This window comes from Pseudomonas sp. LBUM1666, assembly GCF_059695775.1.
Genome location: NZ_CP166789.1, coordinates 4515655 through 4532028, shown reverse-complemented (window position 1 = coordinate 4532028; position 16374 = coordinate 4515655). Strand labels below are relative to the sequence as shown.

Annotated in this window: 13 protein-coding genes; 9 read left to right on the top strand and 4 right to left on the bottom strand. The window is 57.8% G+C overall.

Annotated elements, in window-relative coordinates:
* Positions 1-8 precede the first annotated feature (8 nt).
* Complete coding sequence (locus ACA056_RS20700; protein WP_497267381.1) at positions 9-797, bottom strand: MlaA family lipoprotein; 789 nt, start codon at positions 795-797, stop codon at positions 9-11.
* Positions 790-2088, bottom strand: coding sequence for a serine/threonine protein kinase (locus tag ACA056_RS20695; RefSeq protein WP_497267379.1), 1299 nt, complete (start codon positions 2086-2088; stop codon positions 790-792). Before ACA056_RS20695 ends, ACA056_RS20700 begins: the two co-directional genes overlap by 8 nt.
* Positions 2089-2312: 224 nt before the next feature.
* Between ACA056_RS20695 and ACA056_RS20690 the strand changes: the two genes are divergently transcribed.
* On the top strand, positions 2313-2681 hold the full coding sequence (locus ACA056_RS20690) for a hypothetical protein (protein ID WP_497267377.1): 369 nt from the start codon (positions 2313-2315) through the stop codon (positions 2679-2681).
* 125 nt (positions 2682-2806) lie between these two features.
* On the opposite strand, the gene ACA056_RS20685 is transcribed toward ACA056_RS20690, so the two are convergent.
* Positions 2807-4402, bottom strand: coding sequence for a glycoside hydrolase family 17 protein (locus tag ACA056_RS20685; protein ID WP_497267375.1), 1596 nt, complete (start codon positions 4400-4402; stop codon positions 2807-2809).
* Between the two features lie 300 nt (positions 4403-4702).
* On the opposite strand from ACA056_RS20685, the gene ACA056_RS20680 reads away from it, so the two are divergent.
* The 3 genes from ACA056_RS20680 to ACA056_RS20670 all read left to right on the top strand — a co-directional run bounded on the left by ACA056_RS20680 (position 4703) and on the right by ACA056_RS20670 (position 7759).
* Positions 4703-5554: a glycine betaine ABC transporter substrate-binding protein gene (locus tag ACA056_RS20680; RefSeq protein ID WP_497267373.1), complete on the top strand. Its 852-nt coding sequence runs from the start codon at positions 4703-4705 to the stop codon at positions 5552-5554.
* 238 nt (positions 5555-5792) lie between these two features.
* The gene (locus ACA056_RS20675; RefSeq protein ID WP_497267371.1) at positions 5793-6104 is read left to right on the top strand and encodes a DUF485 domain-containing protein; all 312 of its coding nucleotides are present in this window, start codon (positions 5793-5795) and stop codon (positions 6102-6104) included.
* Positions 6101-7759: a cation acetate symporter gene (locus tag ACA056_RS20670; RefSeq protein ID WP_497267369.1), complete on the top strand. Its 1659-nt coding sequence runs from the start codon at positions 6101-6103 to the stop codon at positions 7757-7759. Before ACA056_RS20675 ends, ACA056_RS20670 begins: the two co-directional genes overlap by 4 nt.
* A gap of 636 nt (positions 7760-8395) precedes the next feature.
* Here ACA056_RS20670 and gltA read toward each other — a convergent pair.
* Positions 8396-9685: a citrate synthase gene (gltA, locus tag ACA056_RS20665; RefSeq protein ID WP_008148584.1), complete on the bottom strand. Its 1290-nt coding sequence runs from the start codon at positions 9683-9685 to the stop codon at positions 8396-8398.
* Positions 9686-10048: 363 nt separating this feature from the next.
* On the opposite strand from gltA, the gene sdhC reads away from it, so the two are divergent.
* The 5 genes from sdhC (at position 10049) to ACA056_RS20640 (ending at position 16371) form a co-directional block, all read left to right on the top strand.
* Positions 10049-10423 (top strand): succinate dehydrogenase, cytochrome b556 subunit, encoded by a 375-nt coding sequence (gene sdhC / locus ACA056_RS20660; protein WP_033053500.1) that lies wholly within the window; start codon positions 10049-10051, stop codon positions 10421-10423.
* Positions 10417-10785 carry a succinate dehydrogenase, hydrophobic membrane anchor protein gene (sdhD, locus tag ACA056_RS20655; RefSeq protein WP_007945134.1) on the top strand — a complete coding sequence of 123 codons (369 nt, stop codon included), beginning with the start codon at positions 10417-10419 and terminating at the stop codon, positions 10783-10785. Before sdhC ends, sdhD begins: the two co-directional genes overlap by 7 nt.
* A 3-nt stretch (positions 10786-10788) precedes the next feature.
* Complete coding sequence (gene sdhA / locus ACA056_RS20650; protein WP_046048042.1) at positions 10789-12564, top strand: succinate dehydrogenase flavoprotein subunit; 1776 nt, start codon at positions 10789-10791, stop codon at positions 12562-12564.
* An 11-nt stretch (positions 12565-12575) separates the two neighbouring features.
* On the top strand, positions 12576-13280 hold the full coding sequence (locus ACA056_RS20645) for a succinate dehydrogenase iron-sulfur subunit (RefSeq protein WP_046048041.1): 705 nt from the start codon (positions 12576-12578) through the stop codon (positions 13278-13280).
* A gap of 259 nt (positions 13281-13539) precedes the next feature.
* A complete protein-coding gene (locus tag ACA056_RS20640) occupies positions 13540-16371 on the top strand; it encodes a 2-oxoglutarate dehydrogenase E1 component (RefSeq protein ID WP_497267366.1) in 2832 nt (943 codons plus the stop codon).
* Positions 16372-16374: the final 3 nt, after the last annotated feature.

Genomic DNA, 16374 nt, shown 5'->3' with positions numbered 1-16374 from the left:
CGATGGATTTACTCGGCGATCTGCAACTTGCGTGACTCGGTGTACACGTAGCGCACTTTCTCGTACTCGAACGGCGAGTTCAGCTGGCCGTAGCGGAAGCTGTTCTGATAGCGCTTGTCGACGCCACGCAGGACCCAGACCTCAGGATGGTTGGAGCTGACTTCGGAGACGTTCAGGAAGTTGATTGCCGATTCCGCGCTGAAGTCCACCACCAGGCCACCAGTGTCGCGGATGTTCGAAGGGCCGAGGATCGGCAACACGAAGTAGGCGCCGCTCGGTACACCGTAGAAGCCCAGCGTCTGGCCGAAGTCTTCGCTCTGGCGCGGCAGACCCATGGCTGTGGCCGGGTCCCACAGGCCGGCGATGCCGACGGTGGTGTTGAGCAGCAGGCGCGCGGTGGTTTCCATCGAGCGCTGCCCCTTGAACTGCAGCAAGCTGTTCAACAGGTTCGGCACGTCACCGAGGTTATTGAAGAAGTTGCTGACACCGGTGCGCAGGAAACTCGGCGTGATGTAGCGATAGCCATCGACCACTGGCAGGAACACCCATTGGTCGAAGCGGTAGTTGAAGTGATAGACGCGGCGGTTCCATTCTTCCAGCGGGTCGTAGACGTTCAGCGCGTTAAGCGTCGAACGTTCGAACTCGCGCTGATCCAGCCCCGGGTTGAATTTGAGTTTGCTCAGCGGCTCCTTGAAGCCGTCACTGTCAATCACAACCGGTGCGTTGGCTTTGCTGTTGTCGGCATTGGCGACGCCTGCACAGAGTAACGCTGCGATAAGCAGGAGGTATTTAGCCACGGAAGAACTCCAGCATGGCGTCGCTGTTGACGCGGTAATTAAGGTTGCCGCAATGGCCGCCCAGTGGATAAACGGTCAAACGATCGCCAAAGGTCTTGCGCAGGAAGCCGAGGTCGCCAGGGCCGAGAATCACGTCGTCGGCGTTGTGCATGACGGCGATTTTCGGGCTGTCGTGCAGGTAATCCTTGAGTGCATACAAACTGACCTGGTCGATCAGTTGCAGCAGGCTGCCGCCGTCGGTGCGGGCACGCCACATCGGGATGACTTGCTCGGTGATGTAGCAGTCGAAGTCGCATTGCAGCGCACGCTTGAGGAACGGCGTGAGGCTGGTGCCTTCGGTGATCGGGTATTTCTGTGGAATGATCAGGCCGCGACGGTTGATCAGGTCCGAGGTGAAGGCAATGTCGGCTGCCGAGAAGCGGAACGAAGTGCCGATCAGCATGGCCATCTGTTCATTGCTCAGGTGCTGCTTGGACTGCTGGAAGTCGTAGAGCAGGGCATCGTTGAGGTCGATGTAGCCTTTCTGCTGGAAGTAGCGGGTCAGTTTGTCCAGCACCAGTTCATAGAACGTTGTGCTGTTGTTGATGCCTTTGACCTCGGTCTGGACCAGCTTGTCCAGGTTGGTAATCGAGGTGTAGAGGTTGACCGGCGGGTTGAGCAGCAAGACTTTCTTGAAGTTGAAGCTGCGGCGGGTTTCGTCCAGGTGTGCGACAAATGCCGCGTCCAGTGCGCCCAGGCTGTAGCCGGTCAGGTAATAATCGGTGACGGCGACGTTCGGGTTTTGCGCCCGCACGGCCTGCATCACCCGGTACATGTCTTCGGCGTCTTCCTTGGTGATGCCGGGCGTGGCAAAGCGTGAGGCGGCGCTCATGAAGTCGAAGCTGGTGGGCGACGACAGTTGCACCACGTGGTAGCCAGCCTTGTAGTAGAGCTTCTTCAGGTATTCGTTAAGGCTGCTGTCATAGCGCGCGCCGGTGCCGGCGATCAGAAAGATCAGCGGTGCTGCCTTGTCTTGCGTGGCGATGCGGTAGGTCAGCTTTTTGACCGGCCAGAAGTTGTCCGGCAGTTCGAATGCACGCTCCGGGCGCAAGGTAACGCTGCGTGTCTGCTGATCGATGTCGTCATCCAGCGGTAACTCCGGGCGCAAGTGCGGCGGTGTCGTGGCGATGGTCGCCTCGAACGGGTTGGTCAAGGGGTAGCCATAGCTGGCAGCGTCGATATCGACGGCCAGTGCGGACGCACTCAAAATAAGGCCGCCAAACAGGGCGGCGAAGCGCAAGGAACGGAGCATGACTAGATCCCTTAGAGAAAGGTGCCGAATGAAGTTCGCAGGCTATGACCACGGGGTTTGCGCCAAAGTGCCATGGATCGGCACCAATCAGGCCTAATTTCGGAGTAATAGTAGCTGGACGATACACTTTGCAGCTATTTCGTGACCAATTATCTCTTACACGCGTTTGCTTACCGGTGGCGGGGGATTAAGCTGGCCGCCGTTTTCGTTTATTGGAGTGCTTCATGTCCCGCCGTCTGCCTGTGATTCTGCTGCTCGTTCTCCTGCCGTTATGGCTGGCCGCCAGTTATGGCGCGCGTTATGGCTTCATGGAGGATGCTCAATGGGTCGGCATCTGCGTGGACGAAGCGAGTCGCTGGGAATGCCAGGTTCGTTCGAGCCTGGGCCTGATGATTCACTTCAATGTCTTGGGCTTCGCGGCATTGGCGGCAGCCGTTATCGGTTTTGTGCTACCGGGCCGGGCCGGGTGGTGGTTGGCCGTGCTTGCGCTGGTGTTCGGGTTTCCGGCGTTGGCGTTGTACAACACGACTTTGGCTGTTTTTGCGGTGGTGATTGCCGGGTTGCGGTTGGTCCGGCAAGCCCGCGGCGCCTGATAGTCAGTCTTCGCGAGCAGGCTCGCTCCCACATTTGATCTTCGTCGTACACAGATTTTGTGCTCACTGAAGATCTATTGTGGGAGCGAGCCTGCTCGCGAAGAGGCCGGCATCGGCCCTGAAGATCAGGCCTTGCGAACCCGCAAACTGCGCCACAACGCTGCAACCATCAACACACTCACCAGCGCCCAACCCCAGGCCTGTTGATTCTGCAACCCTTCACGGTAAAGCTGCGGCGCAATACCGGCACCGATGATGAAGGTCAGCAGGGCAATCTCCCGACGCGGCACGCTCACCGGGCGGCACAGATAGACCAGCGCCGGCAGGATGAATGCGACACTCGGGAAGCTGCGATAACGCGGATCGAACACCAGCTCCAGCATCGTCACCGCAGCGGCAAAACCGGCCGCGGCGAGCAACCAGCCCGCCCGACGTTCCAGCGTGTTGAACGCTTGTCCACGCCAACCAGTGCGAGCGCTCAGCGTCAGTGCCGCATGGGCCAGCACCAACACATTCAAAGCCGTCAGCAAAGCGACCCACAACCATTCACTGGTAAACCGCGTAGTGACACGGGCCAGGTCGCCCCAGGCGCCAATCGAGCAAGCGGCCAGCGCACCGAGCAGCGGTAGAACCAGCGCTGCGCGAGTGCTGCGTACACGGCCGCCGAGGATCAACGTGCCAAGGAAGATCAAACCACCCACCACCAGCCACTGCGTCCAGTAAGGCACGTTCGACACCGGACCGGCGAGCACGCCCTTGTCCTGGCGATCGGCATCGAACAGCCCCCAATAACCACCGACCGCACCTTCGCTGGCGCGTTTCCACGGTTGGTCGAAGGCTTCGATCAGGTTGTAATGCCAGCCTTGCTGCTCCGCCATGATGACAAAAGAGCGAATGAACTTGGCTTCATTGACCCGGCTCGGCAGGGCGGTCTCACGCTGACGGCCTTCACTGGGCCAGCCGGTTTCACCAATCATCACGTCCTTGGGTGCGAACTTGTTGCCGAACACCTGACGTACTTCGGCCACATGCTGCAGAGCGGCGTCGATATTCGACGGGTCATCTTCCCAGTACGGCAACAAGTGGATAGTCAGGAAATCCACCGCCGGGGCAACTTCCGGGTGCTGGAGCCAGAACTCCCAGACGTCGGCGTAAGTGACAGGTTGTTTGACCTGGCTTTTGACTTTGTTAATGAGCTTGGCCAGCTGCGCGCCAGTGACTTCCTTGCGCAACAGGGTTTCGTTGCCGACGATCACCGAGGTCACTACGTCCGCGTTGGCGTTGGCCGAGGCAATCAGCAGGTCGACTTCCTTGGCGGTGTCCACCGGGTTGCTGTTGACCCAGGCACCGATCATCAGTTTCAGCCCGTGCTTGCGCGCCAGGTCGGGCAGGGCCTCGAGGCCGGTCATGGAATAGGTGCGGATGCATTCGAAGCTTTTGGCCAGCAGCGCGAGGTCGGCGTCCATGCGCTCGGGGCGCAGCTTGAACGGCTGATCGAACGGCGATTGGTCCTTGTCGAACGGGGTGTAGGAGGCGCATTGCAGCTTGTGCGTCGCACTGGCCACGTCCGGCAGCATCACCGGTTTGCCGAGGCCATACCAGAAGCCACCAAGGGCAAAAAGCCCCAGCAGGCAGGCGAATAGATAAGCAAAAAAAGGAAAGCGGGATGTCGCGGGCATGGTCAGGCCGTCTGGGAGCAAAGCCGCGCATGTTACCTTCATTTGCCACGTGCTTGGTGGCCTGCATACTTTTGACATGCAAAGTTTGGGCGGATTGGCCGGCGGGCTTCCGGTGGTCTAGATTAATGGCGTTCTGATGTCGTTTCTCGATGCCTTGAGGTCGCTAGCAGAGAAGGTCGCCATTGTCTGGAGGTTGATTATCGACGCATCAGTGCTCTCATTGATAAATCGCGCTGATGTTCGGATGAGTTTGCGGTGGGCGTGATGGGGGCGCTGTGCACCATAACAATACGTTGACGCGACTCGGCATCCGTCGAGCGCAGCACTTTCGGGGAAGTAACGATGAAGATGCGACGACTCTTGGGCGCAGGTGCCGCTTTGGTGCTGGCGATCAGTTCTACTGTAGCCAGCGCCGAAGGCAAGGCAGTGACTATCGGTTATGTCGACGGCTGGTCGGACAGTGTCGCCACGACCAACGTGGCCGCTGAAGTGATCAGGCAGAAACTCGGTTATGACGTGAAACTGCAAGCAGTCGCCACCGGGATCATGTGGCAGGGCGTGGCCACTGGCAAACTCGATGCCATGATGTCTGCGTGGCTGCCTGTGACTCATGGTGAATACTGGACCAAGAACAAGGATCAAGTCGTCGATTACGGTCCGAACTTCAAGGACGCGAGAATTGGCCTGATCGTGCCGGAGTACGTCAAAGCTAAAAGTATTGCCGATCTGAAAACCGACGACAGCTTCAAAAGTCGCATCGTCGGCATCGACGCCGGCTCGGGCGTAATGCTCAAATCCGAACAGGCAATCAAGGACTACGATCTGACCGGGTATCAACTCAAGGCCAGTTCCGGCGCCGGCATGATTGCCGAGCTGACCCGTGCCGAGAAGAAAAACGAATCCATTGCTGTCACCGGTTGGGTGCCGCACTGGATGTTCGCCAAGTGGAAACTGCGCTTCCTGGACGACCCGAAAGGCGTTTATGGCGCGGCTGAAACCGTAAACAACATCGGCAGCAAAGAACTGGCAACCAAGGCTCCGGAAGTTGCCAAGTTCCTGAAGAACTTCCAGTGGGCGTCGAAAGACGAAATCGGCGAAGTCATGTTGGCCATTCAAGATGGTGCCAAACCTGAAGCCGCCGCGAAGGATTGGGTGGCCAAACACCCGGAACGCGTTGCAGACTGGACCAAATGATTTGAGCTGACGCGTCTAGTCAGCACCTTACAGGGCCGCTTGGTATCACTGCCAAGCGGCCTTTTGCGTTCCTGCGTTCTTGTAGAGAGAAGATGGGTGCAAAGCAGGCTAATTATTATTTGCTGAAAAATGGCAACACCGTCATGTCGTTCTAATACTAAGGTCGTCTGGAACCAGTTCCGTAGCCGCATAGAGTGGATAACGTTCCAACTTCATCTGTGCTGCGAGGATAAAAACAATGAACGACAGCATTTACCTCTCGATTCAAAACAGCCCGCTCTTCAAGGAGCTGGTTAGTAAGCGAGAAAGGTTCGCCTGGATTCTTTCGGCGATCATGCTTGGGCTTTACTCCGGATTCATCCTTTTGATTGCTTACGGGCCGCATATTCTGGGGGCGAAAATCAGCCCGGAGTCTTCGATTACCTGGGGGATACCGATTGGTGTCGGGCTGATTCTCTCGGCCTTTGTCCTGACTGCAATCTACGTACGACGCGCCAATGGCGAATTCGACGACCTGAACAATGCGATTCTCAAGGAGGCTCAGCAATGATCCGGCGTCTAATGGCTCTATTGAGCATCGCAGCCTTTGCACCTGTCGTCTGGGCAGGTGAAGCCCTGACCGGCGAAGTGCACAAACAACCGCTCAACGTTTCCGCGATCCTGATGTTCGTCGCGTTCGTTGGTCTGACCTTGTGCATCACCTACTGGGCTTCCAAGCGCAATAATTCGGCAGCCGACTACTATGCGGCGGGTGGCAAGATCACCGGCTTCCAGAACGGTCTGGCGATTGCCGGTGACTACATGTCAGCGGCGTCCTTCCTGGGTATTTCCGCCCTGGTGTTCACCTCCGGCTACGACGGCCTGATCTACTCGATCGGGTTCCTGGTGGGCTGGCCGATCATTCTGTTCCTGATCGCCGAGCGTCTGCGTAACCTGGGTAAATACACCTTTGCCGACGTGGCGTCCTACCGCCTTGGGCAAACCCAGATCCGCACGCTGTCCGCTTGCGGCTCGCTGGTGGTGGTGGCGTTCTACCTGATCGCGCAAATGGTTGGTGCCGGCAAGCTGATTCAGCTGCTGTTCGGTCTCGACTACTACGTTGCCGTGATCCTGGTCGGTATCCTGATGTGCATGTACGTGTTGTTCGGCGGCATGTTGGCGACCACTTGGGTGCAGATCATCAAGGCAGTGTTGTTGCTGTCAGGTGCTTCGTTCATGGCGCTGATGGTCATGAAGCACGTCAACTTCGACTTCAGCTTGCTGTTTTCCGAGGCGATCAAGGTTCACCCTAAAGGTGAAGCGATCATGAGCCCGGGCGGTCTGGTGAAAGATCCGGTCTCGGCATTCTCGCTTGGCCTGGCACTGATGTTCGGTACCGCTGGCCTGCCGCACATTCTGATGCGCTTCTTCACCGTGAGTGACGCGAAAGAAGCTCGCAAGAGCGTGCTGTATGCAACCGGCTTCATTGGCTACTTCTACATCCTGACGTTCATCATCGGCTTCGGCGCGATCCTGCTGGTCAGCACCAACCCTGCCTTTAAAGATGCTGCTGGCGCGCTGTTGGGCGGCAACAACATGGCGGCGGTGCACCTGTCCAACGCGGTGGGTGGCAGTATCTTCTTGGGCTTCATCTCGGCAGTCGCGTTCGCAACCATTCTGGCTGTGGTGGCTGGTTTGACGCTGGCCGGCGCTACGGCGGTGTCTCACGACCTTTACGCCAGCGTGATCAAGAAGGGCAAGGCCAACGACAAGGACGAGATCCGCGTCTCGAAAATCACCACGGTCTGTCTGGGCGTGCTGGCGATCGGTCTGGGTATTCTGTTCGAAAGCCAGAACATCGCGTTCATGGTAGGCCTGGCGTTCTCCATCGCGGCGAGCTGTAACTTCCCCGTGCTGCTGCTTTCCATGTACTGGAAGAAGCTGACCACACGTGGTGCGATGATCGGCGGCTGGTTGGGTCTGATCAGTGCCGTTGGTTTGATGGTCCTTGGGCCAACCATTTGGGTGCAGATCCTGCATCACGAGAAGGCTATCTTCCCGTATGAGTACCCGGCGCTGTTCTCCATGGCCATTGCGTTTGTCGGGATCTGGTTCTTCTCGATCACTGACAAGTCGACCGCGGCTGACAATGAGCGGGCGCTGTTCTTCCCTCAGTTTGTTCGTTCGCAGACGGGCTTGGGGGCGAGTGGGGCGGTTGCTCACTAAGGCTTCAGGTTTGCTTTTGTAAGTTGCGTTAAACAGAAATGCCCCGGTCGAGAGATCGGGGCATTTTTGGTTGGGTGGTTTGATTGTGTACATATCCGTTGCTGCGGTAACGGCTGATTATGGTTTCGCTTTTACAGCGAGTCCCTTTTTCAAACGCCAAAAAGGAACCAAAAGGCTTCGCCCCGGCGTACGGCGCCTCGCTAAAGCTCCGCGTTCCCTCGCTCCGGTGTCCATCAGGGGGCATCGCCTACGGTCTGCTTCGCGACGACCTCCTCTCGATGTGTTCGGCTTCGCCGAACGGCGCTACGCGCCTGACCCCCTGATGAACACCTACGCTCGGCTTGCCGAAGGGGCGAAAGATCAAAAGCAGGATCAACATCAAAAGCCAAAGCCAGATCAACAGCCCGCCGCTCACTGATCGTTCCCACGCGCAGCAAAGGAATGCATCCCGTGACGCTCCGCGTCACCCCTGCGCAGGGCTCGAGCCTTGTGTCGACAGCGGGACGCGGAGCGTCCCCAGCGGCATTCCTTTGCTGCGCGTGGGAACGATCAGGTTCATCGCACAAACAAAAACGGCCTCTATATAAATAGAGGCCGTTCCCGGTGCAACTTTAAGACGTTATCGCAAGACAGGTCTTATTTGCGGTCTTCCAGCTTGGTGATGTCGCGCGACTCGTAGCCGGTGTACAGCTGGCGCGGACGGCCAATCTTGTACGGGCTGGAGAGCATTTCTTTCCAGTGGGAGATCCAGCCGACGGTCCGCGCCAAAGCGAAGATCACGGTGAACATGCTGGTTGGAATGCCGATCGCCTTGAGGATGATCCCCGAGTAGAAGTCGACGTTCGGGTACAGCGAGCGTTCGATGAAGTACGGATCGGTCAGGGCGATCTCTTCCAGGCGCATGGCCAGTTCGAGTTGCGGATCGTTGGTGATGCCCAGTTCTTTCAGCACTTCGTCGCAGGTCTGCTTCATGACTGTTGCGCGTGGGTCGCGGTTTTTGTAAACCCGGTGACCGAAGCCCATCAGTTTGAACGGATCGTTCTTGTCCTTGGCCTTGGCGATGTACTTGTCGATGTTCGAGACATCGCCAATTTCATCGAGCATGGTCAGAACAGCTTCGTTCGCGCCGCCGTGGGCAGGGCCCCACAGTGCAGCGATGCCGGCGGCGATACAGGCGAACGGGTTGGCACCCGAAGAGCCGGCCAGGCGTACGGTGGACGTCGATGCGTTCTGCTCGTGGTCGGCATGGAGGATGAAGATTTTGTCCATGGCGTTGGCGAGTACCGGGCTGATCGGTTTGATCTCGCACGGGGTGTTGAACATCATGTGCAGGAAGTTTTCCGCGTACGTCAGGTCGTTGCGCGGGTACATCATGGGTTGCCCCATCGAGTACTTGTAAACCATCGCTGCCAGGGTCGGCATCTTGGCAACCAGGCGGATCGCGGAGATTTCGCGATGCTGCGGGTTATTGATGTCCAGGGAGTCGTGGTAGAAGGCCGAGAGGGCGCCGACTACGCCGCACATGACGGCCATCGGGTGGGCGTCGCGACGGAAACCGTTGAAGAAGGTCTTCAACTGCTCGTGAACCATGGTGTGGTTCTTCACGGTGCTGACGAACTGGGCCTTCTGTTCTGCGGTCGGCAATTCGCCGTTGAGCAGCAGATAGCAGGTTTCCAGGTAGTCCGATTTTTCAGCCAGCTGTTCGATCGGGTAACCGCGGTGCAGCAGAATGCCGTTGTCGCCGTCGATATAGGTGATCTTCGACTCGCAGGAAGCTGTCGACATGAAACCAGGGTCAAAGGTGAAACGGCCCGTGGCCGTCAGGCCCCGAACATCGATAACATCGGGACCAACGGTGCCGGTTAAAATGGGCAGCTCGACGGGGGCTGCGCCCTCGATGATCAACTGCGCTTTTTTGTCAGCCATGTGGCCTCCTATTTATGCTTGAAATCATCAGACAGACCCCCCACGCAGGGCCCGCACCACTATAGTGAGATAAATTCGAATGTCAATTTGCCTAAAGTCTTGCTCCAGAAGGCTTTAACCGGACTTTTTCCTCGAAATTGACTGCCATTTACGCCTTTTATACGACTTGCGCAATGAGCTATTAGGGGAAGGCGATTGCGTTGTCATTAGTAGCCTAACTGTCTATACTCGGCCTCCGACCGCCAGGGGCTTTTGGGCCTGCTTTACTGGGGGTCGCACTCCCTGGGTGGTGGGTACCTGACCAGTGCACTCCCCAACAACTTTGCCCTGATTGTTAGGGGCTCTTCAGTGTGAAAAAAAGCCGTGAATAGCCAACGACCTGTAAACCTAGACCTAAGGACCATCAAACTCCCAGTCACTGCTTACACGTCCATTCTTCACCGAATCTCCGGAATCATCCTCTTTGTCAGCCTGGCCATCATGCTTTATGCATTGGACAAGTCGCTCGACTCGGAAGAAGGCTTCGGTCAGGTGAAAGCGTGTCTGACCAGTCCGCTAGCCAAGCTAGTGACATGGGGCATCCTGTCCGCCTTGCTGTATCACTTGGTTGCCGGTGTGCGCCACTTGATGATGGACATGGGCATCGGCGAGTCGCTTGAGGGCGGCAAACTGGGCTCGAAAATCGTTATCGCCGTTTCTGTGGTGGTAATCGTTCTGGCAGGAGTTTGGATATGGTAACTAACGTCACGAACCTGTCGCGTTCGGGCCTCTATGACTGGATGGCACAACGTGTGTCTGCGGTCGTTCTCGCGGCTTACTTCATCTTCCTGATCGGATACGTCGTCGCCAACCCTGGCATCGGCTACGCCCAATGGCATGAACTGTTCGCAAGCAACTGGATGCGTATCTTCAGTCTCCTGGCCCTCGTTGCCCTCGGCGCTCACGCCTGGGTCGGCATGTGGACCATCGCGACCGACTACCTGACGCCAATGGCGTTCGGCAAGTCCGCGACTGCAATACGTTTCCTCTTCCAGGCGGTATGCGGCGTCGCGATGTTCGCGTACTTCGTCTGGGGTGTGCAGATTCTTTGGGGTATCTGATTCATGTCTACTACAGTTAATACGCTTTCGTTCGACGCCATCATCATTGGCGGCGGCGGTGCTGGCATGCGCGCTGCGCTGCAGCTGGCACAAGGTGGTCACAAGACTGCCGTGGTAACCAAGGTTTTCCCGACTCGCTCGCACACTGTATCCGCCCAGGGTGGCATCACCTGCGCTATCGCTTCGGCAGATCCGAACGATGACTGGCGCTGGCACATGTACGATACCGTCAAGGGTTCCGACTATATCGGTGACCAGGACGCTATCGAATACATGTGTTCCGTAGGCCCGGAAGCGGTCTTCGAGCTCGAGCACATGGGCTTGCCTTTCTCCCGTACCGAGCAAGGCCGCATCTATCAGCGTCCATTCGGCGGTCAGTCGAAAGACTTCGGTAAAGGTGGCCAGGCTGCACGTACTTGTGCCGCTGCCGACCGTACCGGTCACGCACTGCTGCACACTCTGTACCAGGCCAACCTCAAGGCCGGCACCGTATTCCTCAACGAATACTACGGCGTCGACCTGGTGAAGAACGAAGATGGTGCCTTTGTCGGCATGATCGTCATCTGCATCGAAACCGGCGAAACTTCCTACGTCCGCGCTAACGCCACTGTACTGGCGACCGGCGGTGCAGGTCGTATCTACTCGTCCACCACCAATGCCCTGATCAACACCGGTGACGGCGTCGGCATGGCTCTGCGTGCTGGCGTGCCGGTACAAGACATCGAAATGTGGCAGTTCCACCCGACCGGCATCGCCGGCGCCGGTGTACTGGTGACTGAAGGCTGCCGCGGTGAAGGCGGTTACCTGATCAACAAGCACGGCGAGCGTTTCATGGAGCGTTATGCTCCGAACGCCAAAGACCTTGCTGGTCGTGACGTGGTTGCTCGCTCGATGGTTAAAGAAATCATCGCCGGCAACGGTTGCGGTCCGGATGGCGACCACGTAATGCTGAAACTCGATCACCTCGGTGAAGAAGTTCTGCACAGCCGTCTGCCAGGCATCATGGAACTGTCCAAGACCTTCGCTCACGTCGATCCAGCCGTGTCGCCGATCCCGGTCGTTCCAACCTGCCACTATATGATGGGCGGCGTGCCGACCAACATTCACGGTCAGGCAATCACTCAGGACGCCGACGGCGTTGATCAGATCATCCCGGGTCTGTTCGCAGTAGGCGAAGTGGCCTGCGTATCGGTTCACGGTGCCAACCGTCTGGGCGGCAACTCGCTGCTCGACCTGGTGGTATTCGGCCGTGCGGCCGGCCTGTTCCTGGAACAGACCCTGAAAGAAGGCGTCGATTACACTCGCGCTCGCCAGTCCGACATCGACGCTGCCCTGGCGCGTCTCGATGGCCTGAACTCGCGTACCGAGGGCGAAGACGTCGCCACCCTGCGTAAAGAGCTGCAAAGCTGCATGCAGAACTACTTCGGTGTGTTCCGTACCGGCGAATACATGCAGAAGGGTATTGCTCAGCTGGCTGATCTGCGTGGCCGTATCGCCAACGTCAAGATCAACGACAAGAGCCAGGCGTTCAACACCGCTCGTATCGAAGCGCTGGAATTGCAGAACCTGCTGGAAGTGGCCGAAGCTACCGCCATCGCCGCAGAGATCCGCAAAGAGTCCCGCGGCGCTCACGCCCGTGAAGACTACGAAGACCGCGACGACGAAAACTGGCTGTGCCACACCCTGTACTTCCCGGGTGACAAGCGCGTAACCAAGCGTGCTGTGAACTTCTCGCCGAAGACTGTTCCGACTTTTGAACCTAAGATTCGGACTTATTAAGGGTGGCCGCCATGTTGCAAGTCAGTGTTTATCGCTACAACCCTGATCAGGACGCTGCGCCGTTCATGCAGGAATTTTCGGTCGATACCGGTGGTAAAGACCTGATGGTGCTGGACGTGCTGGCCCTGATCAAAGAGCAGGACGAAGGTTTCTCCTATCGTCGCTCTTGCCGTGAAGGTGTTTGCGGTTCCGACGGCATGAACATCAACGGCAAAAACGCTCTGGCGTGCGTCACGCCGCTGTCCGCTGTCGTAAAAGGTAACAAGCTGATCGTTCGTCCTCTGCCAGGTTTGCCGGTAATCCGTGACCTGGTCGTCGATATGAGCATCTTCTACAAGCAATACGAAAAGGTTAAGCCATACCTGCAGAACGACACGCCGGCTCCGGCCATCGAGCGTCTGCAGACCCCTGAAGAACGTGAAAAGCTCGACGGTCTGTACGAGTGCATCCTGTGCGCTTGCTGCTCGACCTCTTGCCCGTCCTTCTGGTGGAACCCGGACAAGTTCCTGGGTCCAGCTGCTCTGCTGCAAGCGTATCGCTTCCTGGCAGACAGCCGCGACACCAAGACTGCCGAGCGTCTGGCTTCGCTGGATGATCCGTTCAGCGTATTCCGCTGCCGCGGGATCATGAACTGCGTCAACGTCTGCCCGAAAGGCCTGAACCCGACTAAGGCCATCGGTCACGTACGTAACATGTTGCTGCAAAGCGGCGTGTGATTCAGCAGTATCTGTAGTACCGCTGTACCCGTAGATGCTACGGCGCAGGCTTCAACCGGCGCCGTAGTCTTAACCTGAGCAGCAGCTTATAAGGCTGCGGCTCTTATTTTGAAGAAATGAGACAAGCAGGGGCATCCGGGCTGGTACCCGGACTATCAGCGTGATCCTAAGTGGCTTGTTTTAGTCGCTGCATTCGGACTTCTGCAAGCGTGCTCGGTGTCGACGCCGGTGGTGTTCCCCTAACCGAGGGTGACCAAGCATGCAAGAAAGCGTGATGCAGCGCATGTGGAACAGCGCCTACCTATCCGGTAGTAACGCTGCCTATGTGGAAGAGCTCTATGAGCTCTACCTGCACGACCCTAACGCTGTGCCAGAAGAGTGGCGCACCTACTTTCAGAAGTTGCCTGCTGACGGCAACACTGCCACCGATGTTTCGCACTCCACAATTCGCGATCATTTCGTCTTGCTGGCAAAGAACCAGCGCCGCGCCCAACCGGTTTCCGCCGGCAGCGTGAGCAGTGAGCACGAGAAGAAGCAAGTTGAAGTGCTGCGATTGATCCAGGCCTACCGTATGCGTGGCCACCAGGCAGCCCAGCTTGACCCGCTGGGGCTGTGGCAGCGTCCTGCACCTGCAGACCTGTCGATCAATCATTACGGCTTGACCAATGCCGATCTTGATACGACCTTCCGTGCCGGCGACCTGTTCATCGGCAAAGAGGAGGCGAGCCTACGCGAAATTCACGAAGCGTTGCAGCAGACATATTGCCGCACCATCGGCGCTGAATTTACGCATATCACCGATTCCGAGCAGCGCCAGTGGTTCCAGCAGCGTCTGGAAAGCGTGCGCGGCCGTCCAACGTACTCCGCCGACATCAAGAGCCACCTGCTTGAGCGTGTCACCGCGGGCGAAGGTCTGGAAAAATACCTCGGTACCAAATACCCGGGTACCAAGCGTTTCGGTCTGGAAGGCGGCGAGAGCCTGATTCCGATGCTCGACGAACTGATCCAGCGTTCCGGTTCCTACGGCACCAAGGAAATCGTCATCGGCATGGCCCACCGTGGTCGTCTGAACGTACTGGTCAACACCTTCGGCAAGAACCCGCGCGAGCTGTTCGACGAGTTCGAAGGCAAGAAGAAGGTCGAGCTGGGTTCCGGTGACGTTAAATATCACCAGGGCTTCTCGTCCAACGTGATGACCACCGGCGGTGAAGTTCACCTGGCCATGGCGTTCAACCCGTCCCACCTGGAAATCGTTTCCCCGGTGGTCGAGGGTTCGGTTCGCGCCCGTCAGGATCGTCGTAACGACCCTACCGGCGAGAAGGTTCTGCCGATCTCCATCCACGGTGACGCGGCATTCGCCGGTCAGGGCGTGGTGATGGAAACCTTCCAGATGTCGCAGACCCGCGGTTTCAAAACCGGCGGCACCGTGCACATCGTGATCAACAACCAGGTCGGTTTCACCATCAGCAACCCGCTGGACTCGCGCTCCACCGAGTACGCGACTGACGTTGCGAAGATGATCCAGGCGCCGATCCTCCATGTGAATGGTGATGATCCGGAAGCCGTATTGTTCGTGACCCAGTTGGCCATCGACTACCGCATGCAGTACAAGCGCGACGTGGTGATCGACCTGGTCTGCTACCGTCGTCGCGGCCACAACGAGGCCGACGAGCCAAGCGGTACCCAGCCTCTGATGTATCAGCAGATCGCCAAACAGCGCACTACCCGTGAACTGTACGCCGACCGTCTGACCCAGAGCGGTGTGCTGGACGTTGAGCGTGTTCAGGCGAAAATCGATGAGTACCGCAACGCGCTGGACAACGGCCTGCATGTTGTAAAAAGCCTGGTCAAAGAGCCGAACAAAGAGCTGTTCGTGGACTGGCGTCCGTATCTGGGCCACGCCTGGACTGCACGTCACGACACTCGCTTCGATCTGAAAACCTTGCAGGAACTGTCCGCCAAGCTGCTGGAAATTCCGGAAGGCTTCGTGGTTCAGCGCCAGGTCTCGAAAATCTACGAAGACCGTCAGAAAATGCAAGCCGGCGGCCTGCCGATCAACTGGGGTTACGCCGAAACCATGGCGTACGCGACCCTGGCGTTCGAAGGTCACCCGATTCGCATGACCGGTCAGGACATCGGCCGCGGTACGTTCTCGCACCGTCACGCTGTTTTGCACAACCAGAAAGACACGGGTACCTACATCCCGCTGCAAAACCTGTACAAGGGCCAGCCACGTTTCGACCTGTACGATTCGTTCCTGTCCGAAGAGGCCGTGCTGGCGTTCGAATACGGTTACTCGACCACCACGCCTGAGGCGCTGGTGATCTGGGAAGCCCAGTTCGGCGACTTCGCCAACGGTGCCCAGGTGGTTATCGACCAGTTCATCACCAGTGGCGAGCACAAGTGGGGCCGTCTCTGCGGTCTGACCATGCTGCTGCCGCACGGTTATGAAGGTCAGGGGCCGGAGCACTCTTCGGCTCGTCTGGAGCGTTACCTGCAGCTGTGCGCCGAGCACAACATTCAGGTAGCCGTGCCGACTACGCCGGCCCAGATCTACCACTTGCTGCGTCGTCAGGTGATTCGCCCGCTGCGCAAGCCATTGATAGTCCTGACGCCGAAGTCGCTGCTGCGTCATAAACTGGCCATCTCGACTCTGGAAGATCTGGCCGAAGGTTCGTTCCAGACCGTTATCCCGGAAATCGATGTTCAAGACCCGAAAAAGGTCGAGCGCATTGTTCTGTGTAGCGGCAAGGTCTACTACGACCTGCTGGAAAAACGCCGTGCCGAAGGTCGTGACGACATCGCCGTCGTGCGTATCGAGCAGCTGTACCCATTCCCTGAGGACGACTTGAACGAAGTCCTGGCTCCGTACACCAACCTCAAACATATCGTTTGGTGTCAGGAAGAGCCGATGAACCAGGGTGCCTGGTACTGCAGCCAACACCACATGCGCCGCATCGTTGGCAATCACAACAAAGCACTCTTTCTCGAGTACGCCGGTCGTGATGCTTCCGCTGCACCTGCTTGTGGTTATGCATCGATGCACGCTGAGCAGCAGGAAAAACTGCTGCAAGACGCCTTTACTGTTTAACGC